Origin of the sequence: Methylobacterium sp. E-005 (assembly GCF_022829725.1) — a bacterium.
GTDB lineage: Bacteria > Pseudomonadota > Alphaproteobacteria > Rhizobiales > Beijerinckiaceae > Methylobacterium.
On record NZ_JAKSYG010000137.1, the window covers coordinates 1 to 13,596 of the forward strand.

At 71.3% G+C, this 13,596-nt stretch carries 16 protein-coding genes; 10 read left to right on the forward strand and 6 right to left on the reverse strand.

All coding sequences use genetic code 11. The features are described from left to right. From MKK88_RS15305 to MKK88_RS15330, 6 genes are all read left to right on the forward strand, one after another. Positions 1–558 (forward strand): DNA translocase FtsK (locus MKK88_RS15305; protein WP_279602318.1); only part of this gene is annotated, 558 nt, incomplete at its 5' end. A 339-nt stretch (positions 559–897) separates the two neighbouring features. Continuing rightward, positions 898–1,386 (forward strand): Hsp20 family protein, encoded by a 489-nt coding sequence (locus MKK88_RS15310; protein WP_244001099.1) that lies wholly within the window; start codon positions 898–900, stop codon positions 1,384–1,386. A 137-nt stretch (positions 1,387–1,523) separates the two neighbouring features. Further along, positions 1,524–2,072 (forward strand): Hsp20/alpha crystallin family protein, encoded by a 549-nt coding sequence (locus MKK88_RS15315; RefSeq protein WP_244001101.1) that lies wholly within the window; start codon positions 1,524–1,526, stop codon positions 2,070–2,072. 115 nt (positions 2,073–2,187) lie between these two features. Continuing rightward, positions 2,188–2,616: a hypothetical protein gene (locus tag MKK88_RS15320; protein ID WP_244001103.1), complete on the forward strand. Its 429-nt coding sequence runs from the start codon at positions 2,188–2,190 to the stop codon at positions 2,614–2,616. A gap of 16 nt (positions 2,617–2,632) precedes the next feature. Continuing rightward, positions 2,633–2,977 (forward strand): hypothetical protein, encoded by a 345-nt coding sequence (locus MKK88_RS15325; protein WP_244001106.1) that lies wholly within the window; start codon positions 2,633–2,635, stop codon positions 2,975–2,977. A 137-nt stretch (positions 2,978–3,114) separates the two neighbouring features. Then, positions 3,115–3,855 (forward strand): NADH dehydrogenase ubiquinone Fe-S protein 4, encoded by a 741-nt coding sequence (locus MKK88_RS15330; RefSeq protein ID WP_244001107.1) that lies wholly within the window; start codon positions 3,115–3,117, stop codon positions 3,853–3,855. 43 nt (positions 3,856–3,898) lie between these two features. Here MKK88_RS15330 and MKK88_RS15335 read toward each other — a convergent pair whose 3' ends face one another. The 3 genes from MKK88_RS15335 to MKK88_RS15345 all read right to left on the reverse strand — a co-directional run bounded on the left by MKK88_RS15335 (position 3,899) and on the right by MKK88_RS15345 (position 7,266). Beyond that, positions 3,899–4,939, reverse strand: a complete 1,041-nt coding sequence (locus MKK88_RS15335) for an aldose epimerase family protein (protein WP_244001109.1) — start codon at positions 4,937–4,939, stop codon at positions 3,899–3,901. Positions 4,940–4,942: 3 nt separating this feature from the next. Then, entirely contained in the window at positions 4,943–6,220 is a 1,278-nt protein-coding gene (locus tag MKK88_RS15340) for a thermonuclease family protein (RefSeq protein WP_244001111.1), read from the reverse strand. Positions 6,221–6,351: 131 nt separating this feature from the next. Further along, a complete protein-coding gene (locus tag MKK88_RS15345; RefSeq protein ID WP_244001113.1) occupies positions 6,352–7,266 on the reverse strand; it encodes a hypothetical protein in 915 nt (304 codons plus the stop codon). Here MKK88_RS15345 and MKK88_RS15350 point away from each other — a divergent pair. From MKK88_RS15350 to MKK88_RS15365, 4 genes are all read left to right on the forward strand, one after another. Then, positions 7,256–7,402, forward strand: a complete 147-nt coding sequence (locus tag MKK88_RS15350; RefSeq protein WP_244001115.1) for a hypothetical protein — start codon at positions 7,256–7,258, stop codon at positions 7,400–7,402. The genes MKK88_RS15345 and MKK88_RS15350 overlap by 11 nt on opposite strands. A 157-nt stretch (positions 7,403–7,559) precedes the next feature. Next, complete coding sequence (locus tag MKK88_RS15355) at positions 7,560–8,513, forward strand: lipid kinase (RefSeq protein ID WP_244001117.1); 954 nt, start codon at positions 7,560–7,562, stop codon at positions 8,511–8,513. Then, positions 8,510–9,268 (forward strand): TerC family protein, encoded by a 759-nt coding sequence (locus MKK88_RS15360; protein ID WP_244001119.1) that lies wholly within the window; start codon positions 8,510–8,512, stop codon positions 9,266–9,268. Before MKK88_RS15355 ends, MKK88_RS15360 begins: the two co-directional genes overlap by 4 nt. Next, entirely contained in the window at positions 9,268–10,053 is a 786-nt protein-coding gene (locus tag MKK88_RS15365) for an ABC transporter substrate-binding protein (protein WP_244001121.1), read from the forward strand. Before MKK88_RS15360 ends, MKK88_RS15365 begins: the two co-directional genes overlap by 1 nt. Before the next feature lie 4 nt (positions 10,054–10,057). Here the strand turns inward: MKK88_RS15365 and MKK88_RS15370 are convergent, their stop codons facing one another. The 3 genes from MKK88_RS15370 to leuS all read right to left on the reverse strand — a co-directional run bounded on the left by MKK88_RS15370 (position 10,058) and on the right by leuS (position 13,390). Continuing rightward, positions 10,058–10,339, reverse strand: coding sequence for a helix-turn-helix domain-containing protein (locus tag MKK88_RS15370; RefSeq protein ID WP_244001123.1), 282 nt, complete (start codon positions 10,337–10,339; stop codon positions 10,058–10,060). Next, entirely contained in the window at positions 10,336–10,659 is a 324-nt protein-coding gene (locus tag MKK88_RS15375) for a type II toxin-antitoxin system RelE/ParE family toxin (RefSeq protein WP_244001125.1), read from the reverse strand. Before MKK88_RS15375 ends, MKK88_RS15370 begins: the two co-directional genes overlap by 4 nt. A gap of 148 nt (positions 10,660–10,807) precedes the next feature. Then, entirely contained in the window at positions 10,808–13,390 is a 2,583-nt protein-coding gene (gene leuS / locus MKK88_RS15380) for a leucine--tRNA ligase (protein WP_244001127.1), read from the reverse strand. Positions 13,391–13,596: the final 206 nt, after the last annotated feature.

A 13,596-nucleotide genomic window follows, 5' to 3' on the forward strand; every position in this document is an offset into this window, starting at 1 on the left:
GTGATCACCGGCACCATCAAGGCGAACTTCCCGACCCGGATCAGCTTCCAGGTGACCAGCAAGATCGACTCGCGGACCATTCTCGGCGAGATGGGCGCGGAGCAGTTGCTCGGCCAGGGCGACATGCTGTTCATGGCCGGCGGCGGTCGCACGACCCGCGTGCACGGGCCGTTCTGCTCGGACAGCGAGGTCGAGACCGTCGTGGCGCACCTGAAGCGCCAGGGCCGGCCCGCCTATCTCGACGCCGTCACGGCGGATGACGAGGAGGGCGCGCCCGAGAAGGGCGCCAAGGGCAAGGCCGGCGCGGCGGAACTGGAGCTCGACGGCGCGGTGTTCGACCAGGGCTCGTTCGGCGAGGCCGGCGGCGACCTCTACGAGCAGGCCGTGCAGGTGGTGCTGCGCGACCAGAAGGCCTCGACCAGCTACATCCAGCGCCGCCTGCAGATCGGCTACAACCGCGCTGCCTCGATCATGGAGCGGATGGAGGTCGAGGGCATCGTCGGCCCGGCCAACCACGCCGGCAAGCGCGAGATTCTGGTGGAGGACGCGGTCGGCTGAGGAGCGAGGGGGCCGTTGCGTCCACGGCACCTATTCCTCGGCAGAGCGACGATGTTCACGTTTTGCGGGCTGGGGCACGCTCTCCTCCCCCTGTGGGGAGGAGTGGGAGGTGGGGGTGGTGCAGAAGGCACCGCTGCGCCTCATCCTGAACCACCCCCACCCCTGGCCCCTCCCCACAAGGGGGAGGGGAAACCAGCCACAAAATTTCCGTCCTCTTGCGGAACCCGCCCGCCATCCGCACGTTACGCGCGTGCGAGGCCCGAAACGGGCTCGCGTGAGGGCGCCGGACCTGGTGTCCGGCGTCGCCTGTAGTCACGTTGCTCAGTGGAGGATGTGGTTATGAGGACGTACGACGTTTCGCCCCTGTTCCGGTCGTCCGTCGGGTTCGACCGCCTGTTGGATCTGCTCAATCAGGCCGAGCGGGTCGAGCCGTCCACGGCTTGGCCGCCCTACAACATCGAGAAGGTCGCCGACGACCAGTACCGCATCACCATGGCGGTGGCGGGCTTCACGGCCGACGAGATCGAGCTGACCCAGCAGGACACCACGCTCCTCGTCGCCGGCCAGAAGGCCGCCCAGGAGGGCGAGAAGCACTATCTCCACCGCGGCATCGCGGCCCGGACCTTCCGGCAGACGTTCAACCTCGCCGAGCACGTGAAGGTGGTGGGCGCGAGCCTGGAAAACGGCCTGCTCACCGTCGCGCTTAAGCGCGAGGTGCCGGAGGCCCTGAAGCCCCGCCGCATCGCCATCGGCGGCGTCTCGGCGACGGCGGATCAGGACAACGCCCCGGCGCAGATCACCCGCGAGCGCGAGGCCAAGGCGGCTTGATGGCGGCCTGATCCTGCATCCGCCGGCCCGCGCCCCGCCGGGGCCGGCGGACGCTGTCTCAGACGACACTCTCTTGCGGGTCCCCGGACCCGGGGGCCTGCTCCCGCGACGATGCGTCTTGCGAAGGAGATTGGACCATGAGCGTGAGAGATCTGATTCCCTGGAACCGCAGCACCGGCACCGCGGCGCCCGCCGGCCTGCCGGCCAGCCTGTCGAACGAGCCGACGAGCCCGTTCCTGGCGCTGCACCGCGAGGTGAACCGCCTGTTCGACGATGTCTTCAACGGGTTCGGCGTGCCGAGCCTGGCGGGCTCGAATCCGGCGGCCCGGAGCTTCGGCTGGCCGAACGTCGAGGTGGTGGAGGCGGATGGCGGCGCCCTGCGCGTCTCCGCCGAGCTGCCCGGTCTGGAGGAGAAGGATGTCGAGCTTCTGATCGAGGACGGCGTGCTGACCCTGAAGGGCGAGAAGCGCGCCGAGACCACCGACAAGGAGCGCGGCTATTCCGAGCGCAGCTACGGCCGCTTCGAACGGTCGATCGCCCTGCCCTTCGCGGTGCAGGAGGACAAGGCCGAGGCGACCTTCCGCAACGGCGTGCTGACCGTGACGCTGCCGCGCTCGGCCGATGCGCCGGAGCGTCGGCGCCGCATCGCGATCAACGGCAGCGGCGCTTCGGCGGCCAAGCACTGAGCGCCGCCGGGCTGCCGTGAGACGGACCGCATGACCCGGCGGCCGGCGCGCGCCGACAGGGCGCGCCGGCCGCCCCCGCCCTTACCCGCACGCGGAAGATTCCGAGGAGGGTTTCATGCAGCAGATCGACACCCATTCCCCTCAGGCCGGTCCGGTCGAGACCGGTATCGACCATCTGGGCCCGGTGGCATCGGCCCATCTCCGGCCACCGGCGGTCGACCCGTTCGAGGCCTTCGTGGCCCCGGGCGACGTCTTCCGGCATCCCCACGAGGTGCTGTCCTATCCGGGCCTGTCCCAGGCCGAGAAGCGGGCGGTGCTGGCCTCCTGGGCTTCCGACGCCCGGGCGGTCGAGTCCAACCCGACCCTACGCTGCCTGCCGGGCTGCCGAGCCGAGCCCGTGCCCATCGACGCGGTCCTGGCAGCCCTCCAGGCCCTCGACGCGGAGTCTCCGGCGCCCGCCGCACCGCGCCGGCCGCTCTTCCCGGCGGCCTTCACCCGGCGCTGGGGCCGCGGACGGGGCGCGCCCGGATCCGTCCTGAACTGAACCGGGAGGACGTTCCATGGCGACGTTCAACCTGAATCATCACCGGACCGACCTCTGGCGTCGGCGGCGGCATCGCGCCCGCGCCCCGGCGGGCGCGACCAACGAATCCGTGCTGGTCAGCTGGCTGCTGACCGCCGTGATGTGCCTCGCCCTCGCGGCGCCCTGCCCGCCGCCGGTCCTGCCCTGGGTGGCGGCCGGGCTCCTGAGCCTGTCGGGCTTCGCGTGGCTCGGCGTCGCCCTCACGCGGGGCGAGGCACCGGCCACGTCCCCGACCCTGACGGCCTGGGACGCCGCGCTGCTGTCCTTCGCGGCGAGCTTCGGCCTCCAGGCGGCTGCGCGGCTCGGGCTCCTCGGGGCCTGATGCCCATGAGGGATGCCCATGAGGGATGCCCATGCGCCGCGTCCCGGCGGATGCCACAGCCCCCGGGGATGAGCCGGGACCGGGTCCCCCGGGGCACCGATCCCGAACGAGAGACCGAGAGATAACGGGAGGTTACCATGGAGGAACGGACGATCGGACTTGGCCACAACAACCCGCCCGTGGCGGTGCCGCCGGGCTGGCTCGCCGGCCGCACGGCCCGGATCCGGCGCCGCGGGCGCCCGGTCGACACGGCGGGCCGGGCCCGGACGGGGACGTGGCTCCTCACCTTCGAGCGCGAGACGCCGCCCGAGATCGAGCCCCTGATGGGCTGGACGGCCGGCGACGATCCCCTCGCCACGCAGGTCCAGCTCAGCTTCCCCACCCGGGCGCAGGCGATCGCCTATGCCGAGCGCCAGGGGCTGGCCTACACGGTCGAGCCCGAGACCGGGGTCACCGGACCCACGCCGGTCACACCGACGATTCCGTCCTGGCGGCCCGGCCCGCGGCCGCGGCCCCCGCGCCCGCCGGTCCGACGTGCTTCGGGAGGCCGCAGGACTGCGCCCGCGCTTCCGGACCTGGAGCGGGCGCTCATCAACCCCGCGGCGGTGTTCGCCACGCCCAGGCACGTGCTCGACCATCCCCGGCTGCTGCCCGGCTGCAAGCGGGAGATCCTGCGGCGCTGGGCCTGGGACGAGCACCTGAAGGAGGTGGCGGCCGCCGAGGGCATGGCCGAGGGCGAGCCGTCGCAGCTCGACGCCGTGAAGGCCGCGCTGCTGGCGCTCGGCGAGACCTGGCACCCCCACCCGGCCGCGCCGGCCGCCGCGCTGCCCGTGTCAGGGGACCTCGAATCATGGGAGCCCGATCGCATGGCCGCATGAGGCCAGGGGCTTCTGCAGCCGGATCGAAGCGGCCAGCGAGGCCTCACATCACCGAAAACCGGAACTCCGTGGCGGCCGCAAAGGTCTCGCCCGGCCGCAGCACCGCGGAGGGGAAATTCGGGTGGTTCGGGGCGTCGGGGAAGGCTTGCGTCTCGAAGCAGACCCCGTCGCCGGAGCGATAGATCCGGCCCGACGGGCCGATCAGCGTGCCGTCGAGATTGTTGCCGCTGTAGAGCTGCAACGCCGGTTGCGTGGTCCAGACGTCGAGCCGGCGCCCGCTGCCGGGATCGATGCAGGTCGCGGCCGGCCGCAGGGTCCCGGCGGGGCCGCGCAGCGCGAAGGTGTGGTCGTAGCCCTTGGCGTAGGCGAGCTGCGGATCCCCGGTGCGGATCCGCTCCTCCAGGCTCCGGGGGGTGCGGAAATCGAACGGCGTCCCGGCGACCGGCTGAAGCGCGCCGGTCGGGATCTGGGTCGCGTCCGTCGGCGCGAAGGCATCGGCCTCGACCTGCACCCGATGGCCGAGGACGCTGCCGGCCCCCTCCCCGGCAAGGTTGACGTAGCTGTGATTGGTGAGGTTCAGGATCGTGGGCTTGTCGGTCACGGCGGCATAGTCGATCCGCAGCACGCCGTCCGCCGGCAGGCTGTAGGTGACGCGGACATCGAGATTGCCCGGAAACCCCTCCTCCCCGTCCGGCGAGCGGCGACTCAGGACGAGGCGGGTCGCGTTCGATTCGTCCGTCCGCCACAGCTGCTTGCCGAAGTTCCGCGGGCCGCCGTGCAGGGTGTTGGGCCCCTCGTTCACCGGCAGCTGGTAGCTGTGTCCGTCGAGGCTGAACCGGCCGCCTGCGATGCGGTTGGCATAGCGGCCGACGATCGCGCCGAAGCTCGGGCTCACGGTCTCGTAGCCCTCGAGCGTACCGAGGCCGAGGACGACGTTGGCCACGCGCCCATCCCGATCCGGCACCACGATGGCCGTGACGGCGGCACCGAACTCGATGACGGCGACGCGGAAGGCGTTCCGGCTCAGGCTATGGCGGCTGACCGGGCGGCCATCCGCGGTTCGTCCGAACAATTCGGCCGCCATGCCCTAGCGCTTCCACACGCCGAGGCGCTCACTCCGGGCATGGTCCTCGGCCGCGACCAGTTCAGGGCTCGCCTCCGGGGAGGCGCGGCCGCCGCCGTTGAACAGCACCACCTCGGACAGGTCGCGCCCGTCCACGAGGCAGTTCATGGTGGTGCTGCCCGGGGCGGGCTGGCAGGTCACCGGCCGGCTGCCGATGTAGCGGGCCAGCTCCTCCGCCTGGCCGCCCCGCACCCACTCGACGCCGAACAGATGCACCACCTTGCCGCCGACCTTGAGGGTCGCGGTGTCGATCACCTGGGTCGGTCCCGCCACGGCGTTCGGCGGCAGCGGCGTGTCGGGCTCCCCGTCACCAGCGGTTTCGGGGGGCGGCGTCACCGTGTCGGGGGCGGCAGAGGGGGCGCTCGCCGCCGTGTTGGGGGACGCGTTGTTCGGAACGGCGCCGCCCGGGGCCTCCTTCCGGGGCGTGGCCGAGGCTGCAGGCCGCTGGGTTTCGGGCCCGCGGCTCTCCAGCACGAGACCGGCGGCGATCACCGCCGCCAGGGTGCCGGCGGCCGCACCCAGGAGCAGCCGGCGCTGCCGGTGGGTCCCGTCATCCACCACGCTGCCGGTGCCGAGCCTGGTGCGCAGTCGGCCCAGGCCATCGCGGATCGTCTCGCCGAACCGGCCCGGCCCCCTGTTCCAGGCCAGCGCCGGATCCACCGCCGGGGCGGCCCCGGAGGTGGCCGCATCCTCGACCGCGACGGGGCGGGTGAACCGGCCGCGCAGGCGTGTCTGCAGGGTGGCGAACCGGCCAGCGGCGTTCTGGGCCAGGACGCGGCCCTGCTCCGAGGAGCGCTCCGCCAGGGAGCGAGCCCGCTCGGACTGCGCCCCGACGAAGCGCGCGGTGGCGGCCGTCATCTCGTAGGCGCCGGTCAGCAGGGCGGAATCCCGGGCCTCGTCGGCGAGGGGCGCGGCCGACTCGATCTCCGGCTCCGGGGGGAGGAACAGGGCGGGGTGGCGGACGCGCAGCTCCGCGACGAGATCCGCCAGGGACATCGGCGCATCGCTGCCGTCCCGGTGGCGCGGATTGCCCTGACGGTCGAGAACCCGGAGGCCGGTCCCGGCCTCGTCGGGGGTGCAGGCGGCCTCGGCCAGGAGTTCGAGGGTCTGCACCGCCACGGGACGCGGGCGGGCACGGGCAATCGCGTCCCGGATCGCCACCCGCAGGGCGCGGCGGCCCGGATCGTCGAGGGCCGGACGGGCCGGCTCCGCCTCCTGTTCCACCGATGTCGAAGACGTCATTCACCCGATCCCGGCGCCACCCTGGCGCGGCCCGGAATTGACCGGCCGGGACCTGCGCGGGGGCGCCTCACAAAACGTTCGATCGCCGGGATCCGTCCCCCGGCCATCCGCCGCATGCGGCGACAGGCTCCTTACGCCTTGCCGGGCGAGGCGGCCAGGGTCCCGGCCTGGATGCTCCGCCGCAGGACGCGGCCGGTCTCGCCCAGGATGTAAGGCCGCGTGCCGGCGAAGCCCACCTCCAGGATCAGCTCGGCCTCGCCGCTGGAGACGGCGCCCCGTCCGGGATTGGCGGTCCGGAAATCGACCAGCGTGCGGATCGTGCAGGTCTCGGCATCGCAGGCGGCGCGCATCGCCCGCGGCTCGTAGCGCCGCTGGGGCCAGCGCTGGACGAAGCTGCGCTTCTCGGCGACGAGCCCCGCCGTGGTGACCGGGCGGCCGTAGAAGCGCACGCGCGTCGCGTAGTACCGGGTCGCGGCGCCCACCATGGTGTCGTCGGGCCCCGAGACGGTGGCGAGATAGCTGGCCGTCAGCGCCCACGCGGCGGCGGCGCGCTCGGCGGATACGCCCGATGCCGGGCCGATCGCGGCCGGTGTCTCGGCGAGCCGGTGCGGGCGCCGGGCCTCGTGACGCGCTTCTTGGCGTGCTTCCTGGCGCGCGTCGTGGTGTTCCCGGCGGCGCAGGCTCTCCCGGACCGGCGGACGCTCCAGGGCGGCCGCCCGCTTCGGACCCGGCATGCGCGTTGCCGCGGCCTTCGGCAGGGCATCCTCGCCCGGTTCCGGCTTGGCGGCCTCTCGGATCGGCGCGACGTCGCGCAGCGACTCGGGCTGGGCCTTCGCGGCGACCGTCTCCTGGCTCCGGGGAGCGGTGGCCTTCATCGGCTCCTTCGCAGCCCCGGGGGCTGGCGCGGCCGTGCGTGGCGGCGGGTCGACCCAGCCCCCCGGATTCGCCGCGCCGGATTGCTGGGCCACGGCCGTACCCGCAAGGGCGAGCGGCAGCAGCATGCCGAGGGCGAGGGCCTGAGGTCTGGGGAGGCGGGTGGCGGACATCGGTGCCTTCCTGGCGGCCGGGGCGGACATCAACGTGAACGCGCCCGCGGGGGTGGAGAGTTCCACGCCGGTCTCGGGTGCGGCTGACATCCTGCCCGATCGTACGGCGGCGACCAGCCCTGGATTGCGGGGATGATGGGGTTGCGTTCGTGCGTTTGGGTACCAAGTCGGGGACAGTCTTGGCTTTGGCCGTCCCCAGGCTCCGTTCCGCCCGCTCCCCCACCGCGCACCGAGGGTCCTGTGGTCCGACCTGAAACAGAGGCCTTCCCGTCCCTGGGATTCGGGAGCCCCCGATGAGCAACGCGCCACGCCGCGCCCTGCTGATCTGCAACGCCAAGGCCCGCAACGGCGGCCTCGACCTCGACGAGGTCCGCCGGATCCTGCGGGCAGGCGGGATCGAGCCGGTGGAGCCGCCACCGGAGGCCGATTGCCGCGACGCGATCCACCAACACGCCGGCGCGGTCGATCTCGTGATCCTCGGCGGTGGCGACGGCACCATGAACTTCGCCGCCCCCGCTCTGGTGGAGACCGGCCTGCCGCTCGCCATCCTGCCGCTCGGCACGGCCAACGACCTCGCCCGCTCCCTCAACCTGCCGCTCGATCCCCTGGAGGCGGCCCGCTTCATCCCGACCGGGCAGGCGCGGCCGGTGGATCTCGGCTGGGTCAACGGCCACTACTATTTCAACGTGGCGAGCATCGGCTTCTCGGCGGAACTCGCGGGCGAGCTGACGGCGGATTCGAAGAAGATGTTCGGCGTGCTGGGCTACGCGGTGGCGGCGATCCGGGTGCTGCGCCGGGTGCGGCCCTTCACGGTGACGATCGAGCGTGACGGCGTGGTGGAGAAGGTCACCACCATCCAGGTCTCGGTGGGCAACGGCCGGCACTACGGCGGCGGCATGACGGTCGCGGAGAGCGCCGCGGTGGATGACGGCAAGCTCGATTTCTACAGCCTGGAGATCAATCACTGGTGGCGGCTGATCGCGCTGCTGCCGGCGCTCCGGCGGGGCACGCACGGCCGGGCTGCCGACGTGCGTGCCTTCCACGCGCAGGAAATCCGGATCTCGACCCGCCGGCCCCGGCCGGTGAACACCGACGGCGAGCTGACCACGCACACGCCCGCGCATTTTAAGGTCTTCCCGAAGATCCTGCAGGTCTTCGCCCCCGAACCGGTGCGCGGTCCAAGCCCGTTCGACCTCATGGCGCTGGGCAGCCGCCTGTTCCCGACCAGCGAAGCCCCCGGCTCGTGAGCGACCTGATCCAGCTTGCCAGCCAGCCCGCAATCTGGGCCGCCCTTGCGACCCTCGTGGTGATGGAGGTGGTGCTCGGCGTCGACAACCTGATCTTCATCTCGATCCTGACCAACAAGCTGCCGGCCGAGCAGCAGACCCGGGCCCGGCGCATCGGCATCGGGCTGGCGTTGATCCTGCGGCTGGGTCTGCTCGGCACGGTGGCGTTCATCGTGCACCTGACCGAGCCGGTCGTCTCGGTCTTCGGCCAGGACTTCTCCTGGCGCGACCTGATCCTGATCGGCGGCGGCCTGTTCCTGCTCTGGAAGGCCACCCAGGAGATCCATCATACCGTGGATCCGGAGCCGAAATCGGAAGCGTCCGGCGGCAGAATCGGCTTCGGCGCGGCGATCGGCCAGATCCTGCTCCTCGACCTCGTGTTCTCGATCGACTCGATCATCACGGCGGTCGGCATGACCGAGCACGTGCCGGTGATGATGGTGGCGGTGATCGTCGCGGTCGCGGTGATGCTGATCGCCGCCGAGCCGCTCTCCGCCTTCATCGCCCGCAACCCCACCGTGGTGATGCTGGCGCTCGGCTTCCTGATCATGATCGGCATGGTGCTGATCGCCGAGGGGTTCGGGGCCCACGTGCCGAAGGGCTACATCTACACCGCCATGGCGTTCTCGGCGGGGGTGGAGGGCCTCAACATGCTGGCCCGGCGGCGGCGGCGGGGCGCTCAAGGGTCGGCGCCCGGCCGCGTGGAGCGAGCCTGATGCGGATCCTCGCGGCGCTCTGCTGGCTTCTCGCCCCGGCGCTCGCGCACGCGGAGACGAAGCCCGTGGTTCCCGATCCTGCGGTTCTGCACGACCTCGCCCCCACCGGCACGCTGCGGGCGGCGATCAACCTCGGCAACCCGGTTCTGGCGCAGGCGGGTCCGGGCGGACCGGCGGGGGTCTCGGTGGATCTCGCCCGGGCGCTCGCCGCACGGCTCGGCGTGCCCGTGGCGTTCGTGACCTTTCCGGGGGCCGGCGCGGTCTCGGGCTCGGCGGGGTCGGGCCGCTGGGACATCTGCTTCCTGGCGATCGACCCGAAGCGGGCCGAGGGCATCGCCTTCACGGCCCCCTACGTGCTGATCGCCGGCAGCTACCTCGTACCGGCTGCGTCCCCAATCCGGACCCTGGAGGCGGTCGACCGCGACGGCGTGCGGGTCTCGGTGGGGCGCGGCAGCGCCTACGACCTGTTCCTGAGCCGCAGCCTCACGCACGCGACCCTGGTGCGGGCGCCGACCTCGGCCGAGGCGGTGACGGCCTTCGCGCGGGACGGGCTGGAGGTGGCGGCCGGCGTGGATCAGCCGCTCGCCGCCTACGCGGCGGCGCATCCGGAGGTGCGGCTGCTGCCGGGGCATTTCATGGAGATCCCGCAGGCGATGGGCCTGCCGGTCGGGCGCCCGGCGGGGGCGGCGTATCTCGCGGAGTTCATCGCGCAGGCGAAGCGGGACGGGCTCGTGCGCCGGGGTCTGGAAGCCAGTGGGCAGGATCCGGGGCTGGCGGCGCCGTAGCGGATCACGCCGCCTCGATCAGTTCGATACGCAGCATGAGACCTGCCGCACTGGCAATGTTGACCAGTGCGTCGAGGGAAAATTTGTCGAGCTTGCCGCGCATCAGGTCGTTCAGGCGTGGACGCGTCAGACCGAGCCGCGTCGCGGCCTTGTCCTGGGATAGGTCCCAGGCGCGGATGCGTTCCCGAATGGCCAATAGCAGGTCGGCACGCGCCGTCATGTTGGCAGCTTCAATGGGTGTATCGGTCAGAGCCTCGAAGACACTAGCGAAGGTTTCTGCGGTCATAGTCCGGCATTCCAATCCTTGAGACGCTTCGCTGCCAGATCGATATCGTGCTGCGTGGTCTGCTGAGTCTTCTTCTGGAACGCATGAAGCACCAGAACACAGTTCGGCAACGTCGCCACATAGAGGATCCGGAAGGCACCGCGGCGGTCTCGGATCCTGATTTCTCGGACCCCCGGCCCGACTGTCGACATCGGCTTCCAATCGTCCGGGTCCAGGCCTGACTGAACAGCGCGGAGTTCTACGCCAGCTCTGTAGCGGACCGTTTCCGGGAAGCTCTGGAGCACCTTTCGGCTATCCCCCAGGAACGTGACGGACTTCATAGTTCGATGCTGCAGGATGTATCAAAACCGGTACAGCACGACAAGGCGCTTGTGCCTTTCAGGCGAAGGCCGGCGAGGCCCCGGTCATCGCCGCTTCGGACCGCTGCGGCGCTGGGTGCTTTCATCAAGCGCCGCGCAAGCCGGATTGTCACACCACCAGATTCACGATCCGCCCCGGCACCACGATCACCTTGCGGGGCGCCCGTCCCTCCAGGATCGTCTGGACTGCCTCCAGCGCCAGGGTCGCGGCCTCGACGGCCTTGGCGTCGGCGTCCCGCTTCACGGTGACATCCGCCCGCTTCTTGCCGTTGATCTGGACCGGCAGGGTGATCTCGTCCTCGACCAGAAGACCGGCCTCCGCCTCCGGCCAGGGCGCCTGCGCGACGAGTCCGGAGCGTCCGAGAGCGGCCCAGCATTCCTCCGCGAGATGCGGCATCATCGGCGCGATGAGCTGCACCAGGATCCCGGCCGCCTCTTTGGCCGCAGCCGGCGAGACCGGGCCGCGCAAGCCGTCCTCCAGGGCGTTGGCCAAGGTGTAGATGTGGGCCACGCAGCGGTTGAAGCGCAGGCGCTCGATATCGTCCTGCACGGAGGCCAGCGCCCGGTGGGCGGCCTTGCGCAGGGCGAGATCCGCGGCGCCGTCGCCGGTGCCCTGCCCGGCCGCGTTCACCAGCCGCCAGACCTTCTGGACGAACCGGGCCGCGCCCTGCACGCCCTCCTCGGTCCAGATCACGTCGCGCTCGGGCGGCGAGTCGGACAGCATGAACCAGCGCGCCGTGTCGGCCCCGTAGCTCGCGATGATGTCGTCGGGGTCGACCACGTTCTTCTTCGACTTCGACATCTTCTCGATCGGGCCGATCGCGATCGGCGCCTGAGTTTTCACGTGAAACGCGCGGCGCTCACCCTCCTCGCTGGCGAAGCGGATCTCGGCCGGGGGCACCCAGGCGCCGGCGGCATCCTTGTAGGTCTCGTGGACGACCATGCCCTGCGTGAACAGGCCGGCGAAGGGTTCGGCGACGCCGGCCCAGCCGGTCTCGCGCATCGCCCGCATGAAGAACCGGGCGTAGAGCAGGTGCAGGATCGCGTGCTCGATGCCGCCGATATACTGGTCCACCGCCAGCCAGCGATCGACCACGGCGCGGTCGGTGGGGGCGTCCGTCAGCCAGGGCGCGGTGAAGCGCGCGTAGTACCAGGACGAATCGACGAACGTGTCCATCGTGTCGGTCTCGCGCCAAGCCGGGGCGCCGCATTGCGGGCACGGGACGTTCCGCCACGCCGCGTCCCGCTCCAGCGGGTTGCCGGGCTGGTCGAAGGACACCTCCTCGGGCAGCTTCACCGGCAGGTCGGCCACCGGCACGGGCACCGGCCCGCAGGACTCGCAGTGAATGATCGGGATCGGGCAGCCCCAGTAGCGCTGGCGCGAGACGCCCCAATCGCGCAGGCGGAACTGCACCTTGCGGGTCGCAACCCCCTCCCCTTCGAGGCGCCGGGCCACGGCCTCGAAGGCTGCGTCCGTGCTCAGCCCGTCGAGGAAGCGGGAATGGATCATCCGCCCGTCCTCGACATAGGCGGTGTCAGTGATGACGAACGTCGCCGGGTCCTGCCCCTCGGGGCAGACCACCGGCGTATTGCCGAGCCCGTACTTGTTGGCGAAATCGAGGTCGCGCTGGTCGTGCGCCGGGCAGCCGAACACCGCGCCGGTGCCGTAGTCCATCAGCACGAAATTCGCCACGTAGACCGGCAGCTCCCAGGACGGGTCGAGGGGATGGCGTACGGTGAGGCCGGTGTCGAAGCCGTGCTTCTCGGCGGTGTCGATCGCGGCCTGCGCGGTGCCGGTGCGGCGGCACTCCTCGATGAAGGTCTGCAGCTCCGGCCGGTCCGCGGCCAGAGCGGCGGCGAGGGGATGGTCGGCGGCGATCGCCAGGAATTTCGCACCGAACAGCGTGTCGGGCCGGGTCGTGTAGACGGTCACCGAATCGGCGGCGCCCGCCACAGGCCGGGCCAGGGCGAACCGGACCTCCAGCCCCTCCGAGCGGCCGATCCAGTTCTTCTGCATCAGCCGGACTTTTTCCGGCCAGCGGTCCAGACCGTCGAGGGCGGTGAGCAGATCCTCGGCGAAATCGGTGATCTTGAAGAACCACTGGGTCAGCTCGCGCTGCTCGACCAAGGCGCCGGAGCGCCAGCCGCGCCCGTCGATCACCTGCTCGTTGGCCAGCACCGTGTGGTCCACCGGGTCCCAGTTCACCTTGGCGGTCCGGCGGGTGACGAGGCCCTTCCCCAGGAAGTCCAGGAACATGCGCTGCTGGTGCTTGTAGTAGTCGGGATCGCAGGTCGCGATCTCCCGGCTCCAGTCGAGCGACAGGCCCATGGCCTTCAGCTGGTCGCGCATCGAGGCGATGTTGGCGTAGGTCCAGTCCCGCGGGTTGACCTTGCGCTCCATGGCGGCGTTCTCGGCCGGCAACCCGAAGGCGTCCCAGCCCATCGGGTGCAGCACGTTGAAGCCGCGGGCGCGCTTGTAGCGGGCGACCACGTCGCCCATCGCGTAGTTGCGGACATGGCCCATGTGGATGCGCCCCGACGGGTAGGGGAACATCTCCAGCACGTAGTATTTCGGACGCGAATCGGCATTGTCGGTCTCGAACAGCCGCTGCTCGGCCCAGGCCTCCTGCCAGCGCGGCTCGGCATCCTTGGCGTTGTAGCGCTCGACGGGTTGGGCGGTGGTGCTGGTCATGGATCCGGCGGGGTCAAGGGCTCGTCGGTCGTTTTGCGGAACACCGACGGCACGGTTGCGCCGCGATAGCATATCTGCGCGGGAGCCGGTCAACGCAGCGCGCGATTCGGGCTTGCGCGGGGCGCGCGAGCGCATAGGTCGGACCCGGCGCCCGGCAGCGACAGGACAGACACGCCATGGACGATCAGGCGATCGACACGAACGCC

Bases quoted from the DNA above. Each gene is read 5' to 3' on its own strand.
- MKK88_RS15310 (WP_244001099.1), top strand. From the start codon at position 898: ATGAGGACGTACGACGTTTCGCCCCTGTTCCGGTCGTCCGTCGGGTTC.
- MKK88_RS15315 (WP_244001101.1), top strand. From the start codon at position 1,524: ATGAGCGTGAGAGATCTGATTCCCTGGAACCGCAGCACCGGCACCGCG.
- MKK88_RS15320 (WP_244001103.1), top strand. From the start codon at position 2,188: ATGCAGCAGATCGACACCCATTCCCCTCAGGCCGGTCCGGTCGAGACC.
- MKK88_RS15325 (WP_244001106.1), top strand. From the start codon at position 2,633: ATGGCGACGTTCAACCTGAATCATCACCGGACCGACCTCTGGCGTCGG.
- MKK88_RS15330 (WP_244001107.1), top strand. From the start codon at position 3,115: ATGGAGGAACGGACGATCGGACTTGGCCACAACAACCCGCCCGTGGCG.
- MKK88_RS15335 (WP_244001109.1), bottom strand. From the start codon at position 4,939: ATGGCGGCCGAATTGTTCGGACGAACCGCGGATGGCCGCCCGGTCAGC.
- MKK88_RS15340 (WP_244001111.1), bottom strand. From the start codon at position 6,220: ATGACGTCTTCGACATCGGTGGAACAGGAGGCGGAGCCGGCCCGTCCG.
- MKK88_RS15345 (WP_244001113.1), bottom strand. From the start codon at position 7,266: ATGTCCGCCACCCGCCTCCCCAGACCTCAGGCCCTCGCCCTCGGCATG.
- MKK88_RS15355 (WP_244001117.1), top strand. From the start codon at position 7,560: ATGAGCAACGCGCCACGCCGCGCCCTGCTGATCTGCAACGCCAAGGCC.
- MKK88_RS15365 (WP_244001121.1), top strand. From the start codon at position 9,268: ATGCGGATCCTCGCGGCGCTCTGCTGGCTTCTCGCCCCGGCGCTCGCG.
- MKK88_RS15370 (WP_244001123.1), bottom strand. From the start codon at position 10,339: ATGACCGCAGAAACCTTCGCTAGTGTCTTCGAGGCTCTGACCGATACA.
- MKK88_RS15375 (WP_244001125.1), bottom strand. From the start codon at position 10,659: ATGAAGTCCGTCACGTTCCTGGGGGATAGCCGAAAGGTGCTCCAGAGC.
- leuS (WP_244001127.1), bottom strand. From the start codon at position 13,390: ATGACCAGCACCACCGCCCAACCCGTCGAGCGCTACAACGCCAAGGAT.